Raw genomic sequence first — 16,873 nt, forward strand, 5'->3', positions numbered from 1 at the left:
CCGGTAGGCTGCCCGGGTGGCAGAGCTGCTGACGCGGCGGAGGATGCTCGTGCATCCGACCTACCGGATTTTCGTGTTGCACGACCCGGAGTGCGACGACAGCACCAACTTCAACGAGGCGATCGTCGCGGCGATCGCGGAATCCGTCGGCTGGGCGTATGGCATGGTTGCCGTCACCACCGTCGCGGAGATCGGGCAGGTGCCGGTGACCGTCGAGGTCTGGGACGGCGCCGTCGAGGACGCCGGGGCGGCCTGGTCCGCCGAGCTCGACTTCCCCAGCGGGCGGTACGTCATCGACGTGGCCGTCGAGGACGAGGACCGGATCGGCCATGATCTGCCCGGCGGGCCCGCTGTGTATCGCGTCCATCTCACCGCCCGGCGGGACGACCCGGAGGAATACCTCTTCCACCTGTGGCGGCTCGCCGACTCGCCGCCGTCGCCCGACGACGACGACGAGTAGGCCAGCGTTCCTGCCCTACCACATCGGCCATGCGGCAGGTCGCCTTGATCAACAGCTGGCGAACGCCGAAGTTGGTGCCAACATCGATGCTCCGCCTGCGTCAGGACCGCGAATCTGCCGACATCGGCGGAGTGCGCAACCGCGCCGGCCGCCGGCGTCCGCAACCGCGGCTGTCGTGCTAGGCACCCCTGCCGGCCTATGTGTGTCCCGATCCGGCCACATCGCCATTTCCCGCCGACACCTGCCTGGCAGAGTTGCGATCGTCGACTGGAGCCAGGCGACCAGACCGGCTCTGTCTACGGTTGAGCTGTACGGGTCGCATGGTGGTCGAGGTACCGAAGCACCAAGCGGCTCCTGGCGTCGGCAAGGCCACCCCAGCCGTCGTATTGCACCCCAACCTTTTGCGCGTGGGCGTCAATGTCAGCCATGGCATTCGCGATGCGCTCGTCGTCGCCGTGGGCGATACGCTCCCGCATTGCGGGGTCCGTGGCGAGCGCTGCGAAGACCGGCTCGGTGCGCTCCTGGTCGTACCGTGCGAAGCTCGGAAAGTAGCTGGGACTGCCGGAGCCGTCGGGATCGGCAATGAAGATGACACCGGTCAGCGCATCGAACTGGCAGAGACTGTCCAGCACTCGCCCGTCATCCAGCGCGACGTCGGAGCGCAGAGCCGCGGTTCCGCGGATGATGTTGTGCGCCATGCCGATGATCCCGCCGGTCGCCTCATTGAGCAGGTGCGCTCGATTGGCATGCACGATGCTGTAGCGCAGCCAGTTCCTGTAGTAGTCGAACTCTCGACCACGGACCTGTCGATCGGCCAGCGCACGCACCGCGGACCAGTCCCGGAGCCGGACCGCCAACGCCCCGAGCGCGTAGGCGTGCCCTGAGATCTGCAGCCGACGCTCCAGATCGGCCGACTGGTCTGCCGCGGTCGGCTGGTACTCGAAGATCCGCACCAGACCATCCAAGGCCTCGGTGAACCACTGGGTCTGCCGGTGTGTCAGCGCCAAGGCGGCGAGGCTCGCCACCCGATGCAGCAGCGTCTGCAGGTCTGCCGGGTCCGACGAAACGACCTCGGCGGTATCGGCCACTGCCTGCTGCAGACCGCGCCGCAGCGGAATCTCATCCTTGCGGCGCATCAGCTCCAGTGCGAGCTCGTCGAAGGCCTCAGCGTCAAGGCGCCAGGTCATGGCTGCTGTCGGCAGCCGCTCCAAATTCTGGGCAGTGAGGTGCCCGCTGAAGATCGAAACGATCTCGTCGCGGAACTCCGTCCGCCACTGTTCCCTGCGCCGCATCATAATCGCCGCAATCACGCGTTCACGGTCAGCCGGCTCCCACACCGTGCTGGCAGTACCACGACGGACATAGACCTCGCCCTTGCGGAACTCGAACTCCTTGCGGACGCCGCCCTTGCCGTCGTCCTTCTCGTACTCACCGTTACGGGGAAACACGTGGAAGCCGTCCGGGCTCGCAGCGATGTACAACAGCACCACCGAGCAACCGTCGACCTCGTGCCGGGCCGCGCGTACGTCGAGCGGCTCCTGGAGATAGCCGACGATCTTCGAGCGGAGTGTCGCCTCGTCGAACATCCGCAGATGCCGTTCCGTCAGGTTGGGAACGGGCGCACCGGCATCGGACGCACCGATGACGATGTACCCGCCGTGCTCGTTGCTCTGCATGGCGGCGATGTCTTTGACCAAGGACACAATGCCGTACCTGGTGCCGAGGTCGCATTCGGACTTGAAGTCGAGATTGGTCTGTTCACAACCTTCGGCCAGCAGCGACTGCAGCTTCTCCAGCGACAGCACCGGCTCGACGACCACCGCCATGATGTTCCCTCCAATCAGCCATAAGCATGCATCTCCCACGCTCACCCACCGCGTTTGAGGAGGCCACGCACAAGCGGTTCGATCCGCCGTCATTCTCGCGGGCGAGTGTGACCGTCCGGCGTCGGCGCATCGGGCCTGACACGCAACGTCGCTAGCCATACTGTTCCGCAGGTGTGGCCCATCATGACGCTCGGTACGCGTCGAACGCCATCGGTTTCGTCGTCTCCTGCTCCCCGGCCGCGCTCGAGGTCTTCAGCCAAGGCGGCGCGTTGGTCCACAACGTCGACCTCGGCACCGTGCGCCTCGAATCCGTCCTAGGCACGCCACCCCGTACCACCGCCCGCACAGCCCCCAAGTCGCCGGATACGCCGTCATCGTCGGCGGCGACGACCGGTGGACCGGCAGTCTGTTCGCCGTCGCCGACCCTGCCACCGGGGCACGTCCGGCTATGACAGACATCCCGCATCGTTCGACGAATACCTCGACCGCATCCAACAGGGCGCAGCTGCGGACAACCGCTCGTCCGTCGTGCTCGACCACCTCGCTGCGTCGCGCCGCTCCTTGGGTGATGGGCGGTTCAACCCATCGGCCACCCCTGAATGAGTGAACTTCACGAGCGCAGCGTCACGTCGCTTCGTCGGGGCCGTTGGAGGTTGTGCCCTTCGTCTAGCGACTCCGTACAGGAGACATCCCTCAGTGCTAAAGAAGATCGTCATTAAGAACTACAAGGTGTTCCGTGACTTCGTCCTCGATCTTGCCCCAGGTATGAACGTTGTGGTCGGCGACAACGCGGTCGGCAAGTCGACGCTGCTGGAGGCGGTCAACCTCGCGCTGACCGGCCGGCTCAACGGCGCCCCGCTCGCAGCGGAGCTCTCGCCGTTCCTGTTCAACCTCGACGCGGCCCGGACGTACACCAGGGCACTGCGTAGCGGGGGCCGCCCGGTCCCGCCGGAGATCCTGATCGAGGCCTACTTCGAAGACGCTCAGGATGGTGCACCGCTGCTGGGGCAGAACAACTCTCTGCGGGAGGACGTTCCAGGCGTCCGCATTCGGGTATCCTTCAACGAGGACTTCCGCGAGGAGTATGACGCCTATGTCGCTGACCCGGCGCAGGTCACGACCGTGCCGGCCGAGTACTACAAGGTCGACTGGCTCGGCTTCGACGGCAACGGCGTCACGGCACGCAGCGTGCCCGCGACGGCCTCGTTAATCGACGCGACCGCGATCCGGTTGCAGCGCGGCGCTGACGCCTACCTGCAGACGATCATCGGCAGCAACCTCGAACCGAACGAGCGGGTCGAGCTGTCGCGGTCCTACCGGAGCCTGCGCGAGACGTTCTCCGGGATCGACGCCGTCGCCGCGGTGAACGAGAAGCTGGCCGGGGAACGCGGCGACATTAGCGACCGGCGGCTGACGCTGTCGATCGACCTGTCGCAGCGTTCCGGCTGGGAACGCAGCCTCGTGCCGCACCTGGACGACCTGCCCTTTCCCTATGTCGGCAAAGGCGAGCAGAGCACGCTGAAGATCCTGCTCGCACTCAACCGCAAGAAGGTCAAGGACACCCACGTCGTGCTGATCGAGGAGCCCGAGAACCACGTCTCGTTCTCCACACTCAACCAGCTGATCGACAAAGTCATCCAGAAGTGCGCGGGCAAGCAGGTTCTGGTGACCACGCACAGCGCGTACATCCTCAACAAGCTCGGCCTCAACGAGCTCGTCCTGCTGTCCCCGCAGGGCGGTCACCGGATCACCGACCTGCCGCCCTCGACCGTGGACTACTTCAAGAAGCTCCCCGGCTACGACACGCTGCGGCTCGTCCTGGCGAAGCGGGCCATTCTCGTCGAAGGACCCTCCGACGAGCTGATCGTCCAGCGCGCCTACCTCGACGTCCACGGCAAGCCGCCGATCGCCGACGGGGTCGACGTCATCAACGTGCGCGGCCTATCGGCGAAACGGTTCCTCGACCTCGCCGTCCCGCTCCGCCGATGCGTGGCGGTCGTCAACGACAACGACGGCGACGTCCAGAAGATGGCCGCGAAGTACGCCGGCTACAGCGACCACGACTTCATCTCCATCCACATCGGCAAGGGCGACCCGAACACGCTGGAGCCCCAGGTGATCGCGGTCAACGGGCTGCAGCGGATGAACGAGGTGCTCGGCACGAGCCATCAGACCGAAGCTGCCGTGCTGACCTACATGCTGGCCAACAAGACCACCTGGGCGCTGGCGGTCGCGGAGTCCACCGAGACGATCGTCATGCCGGAGTACATCGTCGATGCCGTCTCCTTCTAACCGCGTCATCCTTGCCGCCGCCGGATCACGCAAGACGCAGCTCATCATCGACGGCGCCCTCGAGGCCCCCGACCGGCGGACGCTAATCACGACCTACACCACCGAGAACCTCGCCCAGATCACCCGCCGGCTGCAGGAGCAGACCGGGCTCGTGCCCGGCAACGTCACGCTGCTGGGCTGGTTCTCGTTCCTGGTGAACCAGGCCGCCCGGCCCTACCAGGCGGCGCTGCTCGACCGGACCGACTTCATCCAGTCGCTCAACTTCACCGGCGAGCGGTCGCGGTACGCCCCGCGCGACCAGTGGCGTCGGTTCTACTTCGACCTAGGTGCGAACCTGTACCGCGACGGCGTCGCCGACTTCGCCTGCCGCGTCGACGAAGCAAGCGACGGCGCGGTCGTTCGCCGCCTCGCCGCGATGTACGACCGGATCTACGTCGACGAACTCCAGGACCTCGTCGGCTACGACCTCGACTTCCTCGACCGACTGTTCCGGTCCGGCATCGAAGTCATCGCCGTCGGCGACCCACGCCAGCACACCTTCGCCACCAACAACTCCCGACGCCACAAGAAATACCGCGGCGCCGGACTGCTGGATTGGCTTCAGAAACGCAACCGCCGATGCATTGTCGAAACCCGCGCCGAAAGCTGGAGATGCAACCAGCAGATCTGCGACTGGGCCGACGCCATCTACCCGACCATGCCACCGACCAAATCCCACAACAACGAGTTGACCGGCCATGACGGAGTATTCGCGGTCGCCCACGCCGACGTGCCCGCCTACATCGCCAAATACAGGCCGACCGTCCTGCGCAACAGCCGCACCGCACCGACCATGGGCCTTCCCGCGCTGAACATCGGCCTGTCGAAAGGCAGCACCTACGACCGGGTCCTCATCTTCCCCACCAAGCCGATGCTCGACTACCTCAGGACTGCCGACCCCAGCCCGCTCAAGGCGCCAGACCGGCTATACGTCGCGGTCACCCGTGCACGCCACAGCGTCGCGTTCGTCGTCGACCGGCGCCACGCGAACTACATTCCGTAGCGGCTCCTACAGCAACGAGTGACATCAGGCTGCCGCCGACCCCTGCGTCGGCCTGCTTACAATGACGCGAGCGAAGGTGTTCTATCCCGCTTGAAGGAATGCTTTTCCGTCGATACCATAAACGCATGAATCCCCGCCTCGGGCAGGGATGCTATGGGCGGGGGTTAATCCCCCCTTCGACACTGGTCTTGGTGAATGTTTACCAAGATCGACGTACTCATAGCATCCCAGCAACCGCACCGACCGGGTGATCACCCGGTCGGGTTTCAGCATGTGCAGGCCCCGCTCCGGCGGCGACGATGACCCGCGTGCCGCGCAGCAGACCGGCCCCGGCCGAGCAGATGATCGCGGCGCTCATCCCCGCACCACTCCCCCGCGCCCGCCCGCCACGGCCACCCCTGCCCCTGCTGCCAGCACCTCGCACCGGGCCTGACCAGGTCGAGGCGCACCTCGACGTCGGTCGGCTCGACCCGTCCGGCCGGATCTCGGCCCGCGCACTGCTGCACCAGCTCGGCTGGCCACCAGGGCACCGCATCCAGTTCGACATCGCACACAGCGCCGTCACAGCGACCTCCGACCCGGCCGCGCGCCACACCATCGGCGCCACCGGCCTCCTGGCCATCCCGGCGCCGGTCCGGCAGCTGTGCAACCTCACCGCCGGCGACGTCGTCGTCCTTGTCGCCGACCCCACCCATGACCTACTGCTGGTGTACCCGGCCCGAACCGTCGCCCGCCTGCTGGCCGACCAATTCGCCCAAGGCGATGACGGCTGACCGCGAGCGGCTCGACGCCGCCTGGACAGCCCTGGCCGAGCTCGGCGTCACCCTCGCCGATCTACAAAACGACGCCCGACCGGCACTGCCGACGTTCGACGCCTACCTCCCGCAAGTGCTCGCCGCGGCCGGTCCGGGCGCGCTAGGCGCCTACCGCAGCTACTGGCAACGCATGACCACAGCCTGGGGCGACCTCGCCATCGACGCCGTCTCCGCGAGCGACATCCAGGCACTCCAGCGACGCGTCGTCGGCAATGCCCGGGCCCGGCGCAACAGCCGCGGCGGCCGCCACGCCGGCGAACTGCTCATCGCCGCCGCCCGCGCCTTCTACAACGTCGCCATTGCCGACGGCCTCATCGACGGTGCAGACAGCCCAGCCCACCGAGTCCACAAGCCCCGACGGCTGCCCACCACCCGGCGGGCACTCACCCCGGCCGAACTGAACGACATCAACCTCGTCGCCCGCACCACCGGCAACGACACCATCCTCGACGCACTCCTGCTGCGCCTGCACACCGAAACTGCTTGCCGGCGCGCCGGCGCCCTCGCGCTGCGCCTACAGGACCTCGATGCCGACCGCGGCCTGCTGCAGCTGCGGGAGAAGGGCGGCACGGTGCGCTGGCAGCCGATCAGCCTCGACCTCGCCGCCAGCCTCGTCCAGCACGCCACGGTCCGCGGCGCGGTGCTGCCCACCGATCCGCTGCTGCGGTACCGCAACGGTCGCGCCTTGACCAGCCGCCGCTACGACGAACTCTGGCGCCGCATCGGCCGGCACCTGCCCTGGGTCGCCGACCAGGGCATCACCGCCCACTGGCTGCGCCACACCACGCTCACCTGGGTCGAACGGCACTTCGGGTACGGCACCGCCCGGGCCTACGCCGGCCACACCGACACCACCGGCCCAGCGACCACCACCTACATCCGCGCCGACCTTCAAGCTGTCGCCGCCGCCCTGGCCGCGATGACCGGCCAGGCGCATCCGCTCGCACAGCCCGACGACGGCCAACCGGTGGTCTAGCGCGGCCTTGAACACGCCTGCGTCGCCGCATTCCGCCCCGTCGGTGCGGGACCGCGCTGCGGGACCGCGCTGCGGGCCGCAGGAGTGCCAACTCACAGATATGGAGCAAAGACGATCTCATGTCGCCTGTGAGACTGATGCATGGCTGTCCGTCAGAGCGCTAATGTCGCCGCACTGACGGTGACTGGGAGGCTGATCGTATGGCGCGTCCTTCGGACGGTATCGGGCTGGCGGAGGCGATCGCGGCGTTGCGTGACGAGCTGCTGGAGGCCCGTGCGAAGGGGGCAGGTAGCGACATTCAGCTTCCGGTCGAGTCGATGACGGTTGAGCTGACCGTGACGGCGACGCGGTCGGCCGAGGGCAAGGCGGGGTTCAAGGTGCCGATCGTCGAGGTCGAACTGGGCGGCGGTGGTAGCCGGCAGCGTGCTGAGGAGCAGAAGGTCACCGTGGTGTTCGGCGGCCCTGTCAATCGCGCCGGCCAACCGGTCAAGGTTGCCGGCTCGGGTAACGAGCTCAAGGGGTAGTCGAGATTGGATGTGCCATTGGCGGATCGGTTCGTCGAAGTAATCGTCGACGCCGGCGAGGGCGTCGAGCCTCGATACCGGTACGGGTCTGGATGCATCGTGGCCGGTCGTACGGTGCTCACCGCCGCCCATGTCGTCGCCGGCGGCGTGACGGTACGTGTCCGCACCGCCAAGAAGGTGCTGCGTGACGCGTCGATCGACACTCGTTTCATTGGGCAGGAGCATGGGCCGGCGCCGGATCTGGCGCTCATCGAGATCAGCGACCCGGCGATGGACTTTCCCGCGTTGCGGCTGGCCCGCCTCGATCGGCGGAGCTCGGTCGAGGCCGCGGTCCAATGCCATGCCTACGGTTATCCATGGTTTGCCGAACGGCCGTCACCGGCGGCGGTCCGCGAGATCGCCGACGCGGTGGGCGAGGTTCCGATGCTGTCGAAGTTGGTCTCCGGGCTCGCGAGTGTCCTGGTGCGGGACTCGCCGCGTCCACTGCGCCCGGAGGATGGTGCGCTGGCCGAGTCGTCATGGTCCGGCATGTCCGGAGGGCCGGTCATCACCGGAGGGAAGCTGCTGGGTGTGGTGATCGAGCACGCCCTGCGGGAAGGGCAGTCGACGATCACCATGGCGCCCATCAGCCTGCTCGAACATGATCCGGAATACCCACTGTGGGGGCCCGGCGTGCACAATCCCGCCACCTGGTGGGGCCGTCTGGGGGTGACCGGAATCGCCGACGTGGCGGTCCTGCCGCAACGATCACCGGACGTTGCCGTCGCGCCCGACGTCGAACTCTCCCCCGAAGCAATGGAACGCTTCCGTGCGACGTTCGAGTCCGCCGGGCTCACCCCGCCGGCACGATGGACGGTGGTGGCCCTGTCCCAGATCGTCGTTGCGCAAAGTGCACCCCGGATGAGGGAACTCGTGCCGGCGCTCCGCCGTGCGGTCGAGGCGAAGGCCGTGCTCGCCGACCTGGGAATCGACCAGCTCGGCCTCGCACAGCTGCAAGTGATCTATCGCCGCGAGATCGGCGCCTGGCCGGAGGACGGTTCGGCCGATGCGTTGCTGGTCCAGGCCGCCGAGGTGGAGGAACGCGAGCGGCGCGACCGGACGACAGGCGTCCTGGGAGCCCTTGCCAGGTTCGTCATCGGAGTCGCCGCCGCCCGGTCGATGCCGCCGAACAATCATCCCAAGCTGGCGGCGTGGCTCGGTTCGCTCGGCTATCAGGTGGCCGACGCGCAGTGGCGCTACCAGGATCAGCTCGGCGCACGGGCCTGGCTGCTCGTCGATCTGGGCAAGGAACCCTGGCCGGGGACGGCCGCGGGTAGGCCGGGTACGCCACCGTGGCCTGCACGGATCGCCTGGACGTACATCACCCGACAGGGAACGACGACGACCAAACTTTCCGGCGAGAAGCGCGCCTCGCCGACGAAGGACGGGCTGGCAGACGCGCTCAGAACCATTATCGCGGCGCTGCCACCGGTACACCTGCTGCTGGTGGATCTAGCTGTGCCGGCCGGGCTTCTCGATGCTGGAATCGAGCATTGGCCGTTGTTCCCAGCCGACGACCCATCGGAGTCGCTGCACGACCGCCACCGTGCACGGTTGCGGTGGTCTCAGCGTCTCCACGACCTCCACCTGCGAGGCCGGTGCGTGGAGCGCACAGCGCGATCCAGCTGGACCACCATGCCCAAGCCGCTGACGGAGGCCGTGCTCGCCAACGAGCCCCGCCTGCACCAGTGGATCCGCAACGACACGGAGCACGCCTGGCTGATCGGCCGCAATCCGGCCGCCGCACAGTCGGACCCGTTGCGTGCCCTACTCAAGGCGGGCTACTGCTTCCTGATCTGGTTCCCGGAAGCCACGTACTCGGGTCGTCGGCGCGTGATCACCAGGGCCGTCGCACGGATCCCAGCCGCCGCGCGCCGGATCGTGATACCGGACGAACTTCCTGGATGCACGGACCGACGCATGGTCATATGGGACGACCCTCGCGGACGCGAGGATGAGTTCGCACTGCCTTCCTCGATGGCGGCTGAACACATTTCGACGCGGGCGACGTGAGGAGACCGGCGTGACGTGGCGCATTTTCACCGGGAGCGACCAGGCCAGCTCGACAGATGATGCCTGGCAACGCCTGCCGGACCCGCCCCCGTGGCGTCAGCGCGACGTGGCGATCACTCGCTTCGTGGTCACCGACGACCTCCTCGACGCGGTCAACGCCGCCCTGCACCTGCGGCGGCCGCTGCTACTCACCGGCGCTCCCGGATCGGGAAAGTCAACCTTGGTCAGCCTGGTCGCGGCCGAGCTGGCTCTGGGGGATCCGCTCAAGTGGTACATCACCTCGCGCAGCGCACTGGCCGATGGATTGTTCCAGTACGACGCCCTCGGGCGGCTGCACGCTACCCAGATCCGCTCGGGCGAGGACGCCAGCGCGCTACGACCCGAGGACTACGTAACCCTGGGGCCGCTCGGCACCGCGCTCGCCAGTCGGGACAAACCCCGCGCCGTCCTTATCGACGAGATCGACAAAAGCGACTTCGACCTGCCCAGTGACCTGCTCAACGTCCTTGAGGAAGGCGAGTTCGACATACCGCCCCTCGTCCGAGCGGCACGCGCCACCAGAGAAGGCGCCGACGGGCCGGTCCTGCAGCAGGTCCGTGGCGCCGATCGGCGCATGTACACGGTGGACGATGGCGTAGTACGCCGCACCCACTGGCCGGTGATCATCATGACGAGCAACGGGGAGCGGACGTTCCCGGCACCGTTTCTACGGCGCTGCGTCCGGTTCGAGATGGCGACACCGACGGTACCCTTCCTTGAGAGCGTGGTCGACGGGTACCTGGACAAGGTCAAAGGCAAGGACCGCAAGAAGATCGCCGAGTTCGCCCAGCGCCTCGTCTCCGGGGAACGGCTCGCTGTCGATCAGCTGCTGAACTACCTGTTCCTGGTCACGGCCGACCACGGCATCGACGCGACTACCCGGGAACGGTTGGAGAACACGCTGCTGGAGGAGCTGAGCGGCCGGTGATCGATCGGCTCGCCCGCGTCCTCGCATCGGCGTTGACCGAACTCGACGCCGAGCAGCTCGCCGAGGCGGTATGGCTGGCGGCGCGGTGGACCGAACCGGCTGATCCCGCAGCTGCCCTTGCACCCGAGGACAGCATCACGGCGGCGGCGACGAACGACGCCGACGTGGCGGCGCCAGCTGGACAACCCGGCGGCTCACCCGCGGGCGCTGATCTCGCGCTGCCCGCGCAGGAGGCGGATCCGTTCGGCGACAATGGGGTGCGGGTGACGGAGGTCGGTCTCCGGCTACCGGTGACGCTGTCGACGGCTCCCACCACTGCGACCGCGCTGTCACAGTTCCGTCGCGTCCACCGGTCGGGATCACCCGTCGTCGACGTCGACGCGACCGTGGAGGCGACCGCGGATGCCCGGCGGCTCGTCGTCGTTACACGGCCCGGCCGCGAGCGCGGCCTCGACGCGGCGATCGTCGTGGATCAGACCCCGGTGGCGCTGGTGTGGGCCGAAGCGGTCGACGAACTGGAGGCGACCCTGCGCCGCACAGGCGCCTTCCGCAACGTCACCCGCTGGTCGCTGGACCGTTCCGCACGGACCTCGGCCGGCGAACCGCCGCTCCTGGACAGTGCCGGCGTCATCCACCACGCCGACCAAATCGTTGACCCGGCCGGCCGACGGCTCGTGCTGATGCTGAGCGACGGCACAGCCGACGAGTGGTACCAGAGCGGGATGTGGCAGATCCTGCGACGATGGGCACGGGCGATGCCGACCACCCTGGTGCACCTGCTGCCCACGTCCTACTGGGGCTACACGGCATTCGGCCGGCCCGGCGCCGTCATCCGGTGCCGGCGACCGGCCGAACCCAACGCGTCGCTGGAAGTCCGAGCCGCCTGGTGGAGCGACGACGACGTGTCCCCCGCCGACCTTCCCGTCCCGGTGATCGCCCTCGAATCGAACGCGATCATGCAATGGACCCACGCGGTTGTCGGCGGCAGCACCTGGACTGAGGCGATCTGGGCGCGTCCGCCACGCCCGGTCGTCGGCACGGCGACCGACGCGGACCTGACCGCCGCAGACCGGGTCAGCGCCTTCGAGATGCGGGCCAGCGACGGTGCGCAGCGACTCGCCCGCGTCCTGGCCGGAGCACCATTGCTGTCGTTGCCGTTGATTCGGGTGCTCCACAAATACCTGGTCCCCGATCCCGCGACTAGCCACGTGGCCGAGTTGCTGGTCAGCGGCCTGCTCGAGAAGCTGCCGGAGAAGCCCGGCCCCGGCACCTTGCTGCTGAGGTTTCTGCCGGGAGTAGCCGACCTGCTCTATCGCGGCACGACGATCACCCAGGAATGGGATACTTACGAGCTGCTGACGGGGTACATCGAACGCAATGCCGGCACGGGTGACGCGGTACGCGCGGTGGTGGTCGACCCGGATGGAGCCATCTCCCTCGACAGCGAGCTGGTGCCCTTCGCGGCGATGGGTCGCCGGATGGCGCTGCGGCTCGGCCTCGACCTCAGCGAGCCCGCTGATACCACCGCCGCTACTCCATCCGACGTCGGCCGGGACACCGCCAGCGACGTCCGTCGCTACCTGCTGCTGTTCGCCGCAGACGAATACGCCCCGGGCCTCCGACCGCTTCCCGCACGAGCCATGGCAGCGGAGATCTCCGAACTTTTTCAGTCGTTGGGCTATGCACTCGCTGTCACAGCCACGGGATTCGTCACCCATGACGCGGCGCTCGAGGCGATGGCGCGATTTTACAGGGATCCCGATCGCCGCCCAACCGACGTGGTCGTACTCTACCTGTTCGGTCACAGCGGCCTCGTCGAAGGCGAATTCCGCTTCCTCTTATCCAACGCACGGATCGACGGCAGCGGACCCGGGACCATCGCGGTCACGGACCTCACGACCCTGCTGTTCGGGGGCTCTATCGTGAGCCGCAACCTGGTCATCGTCGACGCCGACTTTGCCGCAACGGCGACGAGGAAACTCGCCGTAGCAGCGCAGGCCGCCTCCGTGCCGTCGTTCGCGGCGATAGCGACAACGGGACCGGACTCTGACACCTTTATCAACACCTTTCCCCGTACGCTCTCGGCCACCGTCAGGTCTTGGCTGGAGGGGCCCGCGACATCGGCGCACCTAGGCCTTGACGAGTTGATGCAAGGCCTCAACACAAGGCTCCACGCAGCTGGATCACAGCAGGCAGAGCTGGTCACCGCCGGCCTCGGCGGGCGGTCGCTGCCGGCGCACTTCACCCGGTCCGCCATTCCCGCTGTGACGCCAACGTACCTGCAAACCATCAAACGACTCGCGCCAGATCCACTTGTCGGTCGCGAAGATGACCTCGCCGACCTCGCCGCCTTCTGCACCTCCGCCGACTCACAATCGCGTTACCTGTGGCTGCAAGGCCCAGGGGGGGTAGGAAAGACTGCGCTGCTCGCCCATTTCGTGTGCCATCCACCGCCCGGCGTGCTGATCGTCTCGTTCTTCACTTCCGCCCGCCTTGCGGGGCACGACAGCGCCTCCGCCTACACCGAAACTGTTCTCGAACAGATTGCCAAGATGGCGGGAGAACCGATTCCAGCGCCGCTGACCGGCACGGCCGTCGACGCGTATCTGCGGGACATGCTTAATCGGGCGGCTAAGTTGTGTCGACGGGCAGGACAGCGCCTCGTGCTCGTGGTCGACGGACTCGACGAGGACAGCTACCTCCCTGGTGGACGGCATGAGTCGAGTATCGCGGCGCTCCTGCCCACCAGCCCGGCCGCCGAGATGCGGATCATCGTGTCCTCGCGGCAGGACCTACCGCTCCCCGTCGATGTTCCGGGCGATCATCCGCTGAGAGATACCCTCATCGTCAAGGCGCTCTCACCGCTGCCATATGCCCAGGTGACCCTGTTGGCGGCCAAACGTGAGCTGACGCGACTGCTTCTGGGCACCTCGGGCGAGCCCGATCTCCTTGGACTCATCGCGACGGCCCATGGCGGACTGTCCCACCGCGACCTGACCGAACTGACCGGCTTGCCGGCCGCCACGGTCAACCAGCACTTGACCGATGCCGTCAGCGACCTCGTCCTGATCATCAGAGAGGGACGCTTACGTCCGGACACCACCCAGTTCCTGCTAAGCCACGAGGAGCTTCAGCGACTTGTCGTCGAGTCCGTCGGTGAGGATGGCATCCGTGCCTATCGAGCGCAGATCGACGCGTGGGCAGCAGAGTACGCGCAGCGTCATTGGCCGGCCGATACCCCGGAATTTCTGCTGACCGGCTATATTCGGCTCCTCATCGACGACGGCGCGGTGGCGCCGGTTGTAAGCCTCGTCCTCGACCGCGACCGCCAGGAGCGGATGCTGGTCCTCGGCGGCAACGACGACGCACTTCTGGCCGACATCATGGCCCTGCAGAAACTCGATCCCAGTCGATCGACAGATGACTCGATCACGCTGGGCCAACTGGCCGGGTTGCTGGATGCCATCCAGCGTCGCAACAGAGACGTGCCATCCGCCCTGCCTGTCGCGTGGGCAGCGCTAGGAGATCTGGACAAGAGCGAAGCACTCGCTCGCCGGATTGCCGATCCGGGCGAGCGCGAAAGAGTGTTGGCCGCTTTGGCCGCTGCGTACGCCGCAGCTGGTCAAACGGATGATGCTGCACGTCTTGGGGCTCCTGCACAAGCGATCTGGACGCTGGACGAACTGACGGCTCAGGTGTCAGCGGCACTCGGCGAGGGCGACCGAACAGACGGCCGCATCAGGGATGTCCCGGACGCGCGAGCAATCCGCTGGTACACCACCATCGGTCTGGTCGATCGGCCCACTATGCGCGGACGCACCGCGCTCTACGGCCCCCGACACCTTCTCCAGTTGGTCGCACTCAAGCGGCGACAGGCCGACGGGCACAAACTCGCTGACATCCAGGCCGAACTGGCCGACGCTAGCGACGAGACGCTGAGAAGCATCGCCCGCCTAGACCACACGCAGCCGGTCACATCCGACGATGCGCCACCGCCCCCGCAACGCACCGAATTCTGGGACGAGGCCCCCACGGCGCCGAGAGCCGAGAACATTCCAGAATATCTCGGACGGATCCACGATAGCGCCGGCAATATTGTCGGCACCTGTTTCCAGGCTCGACCCGGCGTCCTGGTCACTGCCTTGCATGTCATCAGCGAATTGGCACCCGATATTTTCGTCGCTGCGCTAAACCATCATAGCCGGCCGATCCCAGCGCGGATAGCTGTGGTCGACGAGCGGACCGATCTTGCGGTGATGAGGTGCGATCAGCCGTTCGACGCATCGGTCGCGGGCTTCGCCGCGACGGACTCAATCCCGGCCGGTGCTCGGGTGACCATTGACCGCGCTCTCCTGGGCACAGAACCTCATTCCTCCTTACACACCGAAGACATTGGGGCGACCGGCGATACTAGAACTGCCGCTATCCCCTCAATCATGGCCGGCGCACCTGTTCGGCGCCCTAGCGACGATTTGGTCGTCGGGATTGTCGTGGCCCGCCGATTCGCACCGCGAGGAGCAGCACGCACTGAGGACTTGATACCACTCCTCGATCTTGTGGAGGCCGCGAGCGGGAGGCCCGAAACGATTGGGCCAGAAGGCACGGCGACAGCGGCCACCGTGAGAGCGCCTTCCGACGAGTCGGAGATCGACCTCGCGGCGCATCGACTGCGGGCCGGCAACATCGCCGAGGCGCAGAACGATTTCGAACAGCCAATCGTTGCACCGCTCTCGCCAGACACCGACAGCGACGGACGGACCCTGCCGGACGAACCCGACACTGATACCGCCCGGCTCGTGGTGATGGACCTGCAAATCGCGCAGGCTGGCGATGAAGTGATGGCGGTCGATTCCCAGGCGCGGTCGCAGCCCGACGGTGTGTATTTCTACCTGAGTCACGGGCACGGGTCCGAGGACTCCGCACAGGACCGGGACTACTGGGTGTCGGCCGTGTTCCAGGACCTCGTCCGGGAGATCGACCGGCGGCCCCGGGCGCACCTCGGCTGGCGGATCGGCGAGCTGCGCTCCTGCAACGCCCCGCAGCGCGAGGACGCCGTGCGCCGCGCCCTGGAGCGGGCCCGGGTCTTCGTGGCGCTGTACTCCAAGGGATACCTCAGCGACGAGCAGGCCCTGGCCGAGCGGGACGCGTTCACCGCCGCCGCAGGGGACGCCGCCGACCTGCGGATCCTGCCGGTGGTGTGGGAGCCGGCCCGCGACGGCGGCGCCGCCGAACTGGCGCACGCCGCGTCGATGGCGCCCCCGGTCGCCGAGTACGCCGAGCACGGGCTCCTCGCGCTGAGCCGGCGCAAGCAGACCGAGGACGTCTACCGCCGGGTGCTCGCGTTCCTCGGCGAGTGGATCATCGCGGTGGCCGACGGGCGCCCGCCGCCGGGGGAGCTGATCCGGCCGGTGCCCCCGCCGCGGACCCGCCCGGCCGGTGGCTTGCTGATCGCCCGGTTCGCCGGGTCGGACTCAGAGCGGCTGGCCGCCGCGGCCGACCAGCTCGCCGGTCTCGTCGACCCCGACGTCCACGACGTCCATGTGACCGAATACGTGGACGGGCAGCAGTACGCCGACCGGCCGGGGCTGTTCCTGGTGGACGCGGACCTGACCGGCGCCGCCGCGGCGCACCTGCGGGCTGTCCTGCGGCTCCTGCCGGACTGGGTGGTGCGGGTGCGTGTCGGCACGCCCCCGCCGGAGGCCGCCGACGAGCTGTGGCGCCGGTTCCAGGTCTTCGGGGAGCCCGGCGGGGGCGCCCAGCCGCGGATCTCCGCGCCACCCGACCCGGTGGGCGTCGCCGGGCGCGAGCTGATCGCGCTGGCGGTGCAGCGGCACGAAGCGGCCCGCCGGCAGCAGCAACGGGTCCGCCCGTTCGCGCCCAACATCCGGGTCCTTGACGCCGACGAGTGAAGAGTGGCTG

The 16,873-nt window shown here is 67.6% G+C and carries 10 protein-coding genes; 9 read left to right on the forward strand and 1 reads right to left on the reverse strand.

Translation table 11 applies throughout. The features are described 5' to 3' along the window. The first annotated feature begins 16 nt into the window (after positions 1-16). Positions 17-460 (forward strand): hypothetical protein, encoded by a 444-nt coding sequence (locus ACFPIJ_RS29405; protein WP_380119553.1) that lies wholly within the window; start codon positions 17-19, stop codon positions 458-460. Positions 461-756: 296 nt separating this feature from the next. On the opposite strand, the gene ACFPIJ_RS29410 is transcribed toward ACFPIJ_RS29405, so the two are convergent. Then, positions 757-2,286 carry an AlbA family DNA-binding domain-containing protein gene (locus tag ACFPIJ_RS29410; protein ID WP_380119555.1) on the reverse strand — a complete coding sequence of 510 codons (1,530 nt, stop codon included), beginning with the start codon at positions 2,284-2,286 and terminating at the stop codon, positions 757-759. A gap of 696 nt (positions 2,287-2,982) precedes the next feature. On the opposite strand from ACFPIJ_RS29410, the gene ACFPIJ_RS29415 reads away from it, so the two are divergent. The 8 genes from ACFPIJ_RS29415 (at position 2,983) to ACFPIJ_RS29450 (ending at position 16,863) form a co-directional block, all read left to right on the forward strand. After that, entirely contained in the window at positions 2,983-4,578 is a 1,596-nt protein-coding gene (locus ACFPIJ_RS29415; RefSeq protein WP_380119557.1) for an ATP-dependent nuclease, read from the forward strand. 151 nt (positions 4,579-4,729) lie between these two features. Beyond that, on the forward strand, positions 4,730-5,620 hold the full coding sequence (locus tag ACFPIJ_RS29420) for a UvrD-helicase domain-containing protein (protein WP_380119559.1): 891 nt from the start codon (positions 4,730-4,732) through the stop codon (positions 5,618-5,620). Between the two features lie 308 nt (positions 5,621-5,928). Then, a complete protein-coding gene (locus ACFPIJ_RS29425; protein WP_380119561.1) occupies positions 5,929-6,393 on the forward strand; it encodes an AbrB/MazE/SpoVT family DNA-binding domain-containing protein in 465 nt (154 codons plus the stop codon). Next, the gene (locus tag ACFPIJ_RS29430; protein WP_380119563.1) at positions 6,383-7,411 is read left to right on the forward strand and encodes a tyrosine-type recombinase/integrase; all 1,029 of its coding nucleotides are present in this window, start codon (positions 6,383-6,385) and stop codon (positions 7,409-7,411) included. Before ACFPIJ_RS29425 ends, ACFPIJ_RS29430 begins: the two co-directional genes overlap by 11 nt. Positions 7,412-7,611: 200 nt before the next feature. Beyond that, entirely contained in the window at positions 7,612-7,935 is a 324-nt protein-coding gene (locus ACFPIJ_RS29435; protein WP_380119565.1) for a trypco2 family protein, read from the forward strand. Positions 7,936-7,953: 18 nt separating this feature from the next. Further along, the gene (locus ACFPIJ_RS29440) at positions 7,954-9,987 is read left to right on the forward strand and encodes a trypsin-like peptidase domain-containing protein (protein WP_380119567.1); all 2,034 of its coding nucleotides are present in this window, start codon (positions 7,954-7,956) and stop codon (positions 9,985-9,987) included. Between the two features lie 124 nt (positions 9,988-10,111). Next, entirely contained in the window at positions 10,112-10,954 is an 843-nt protein-coding gene (locus ACFPIJ_RS29445) for an AAA family ATPase (protein WP_380119569.1), read from the forward strand. After that, positions 10,951-16,863 (forward strand): SAV_2336 N-terminal domain-related protein, encoded by a 5,913-nt coding sequence (locus ACFPIJ_RS29450; protein WP_380119571.1) that lies wholly within the window; start codon positions 10,951-10,953, stop codon positions 16,861-16,863. Before ACFPIJ_RS29445 ends, ACFPIJ_RS29450 begins: the two co-directional genes overlap by 4 nt. Positions 16,864-16,873 lie beyond the last annotated feature (10 nt).

The sequence above is a fragment of the Dactylosporangium cerinum genome (assembly GCF_042653625.1).
GTDB lineage: Bacteria > Actinomycetota > Actinomycetes > Mycobacteriales > Micromonosporaceae > Dactylosporangium > Dactylosporangium cerinum.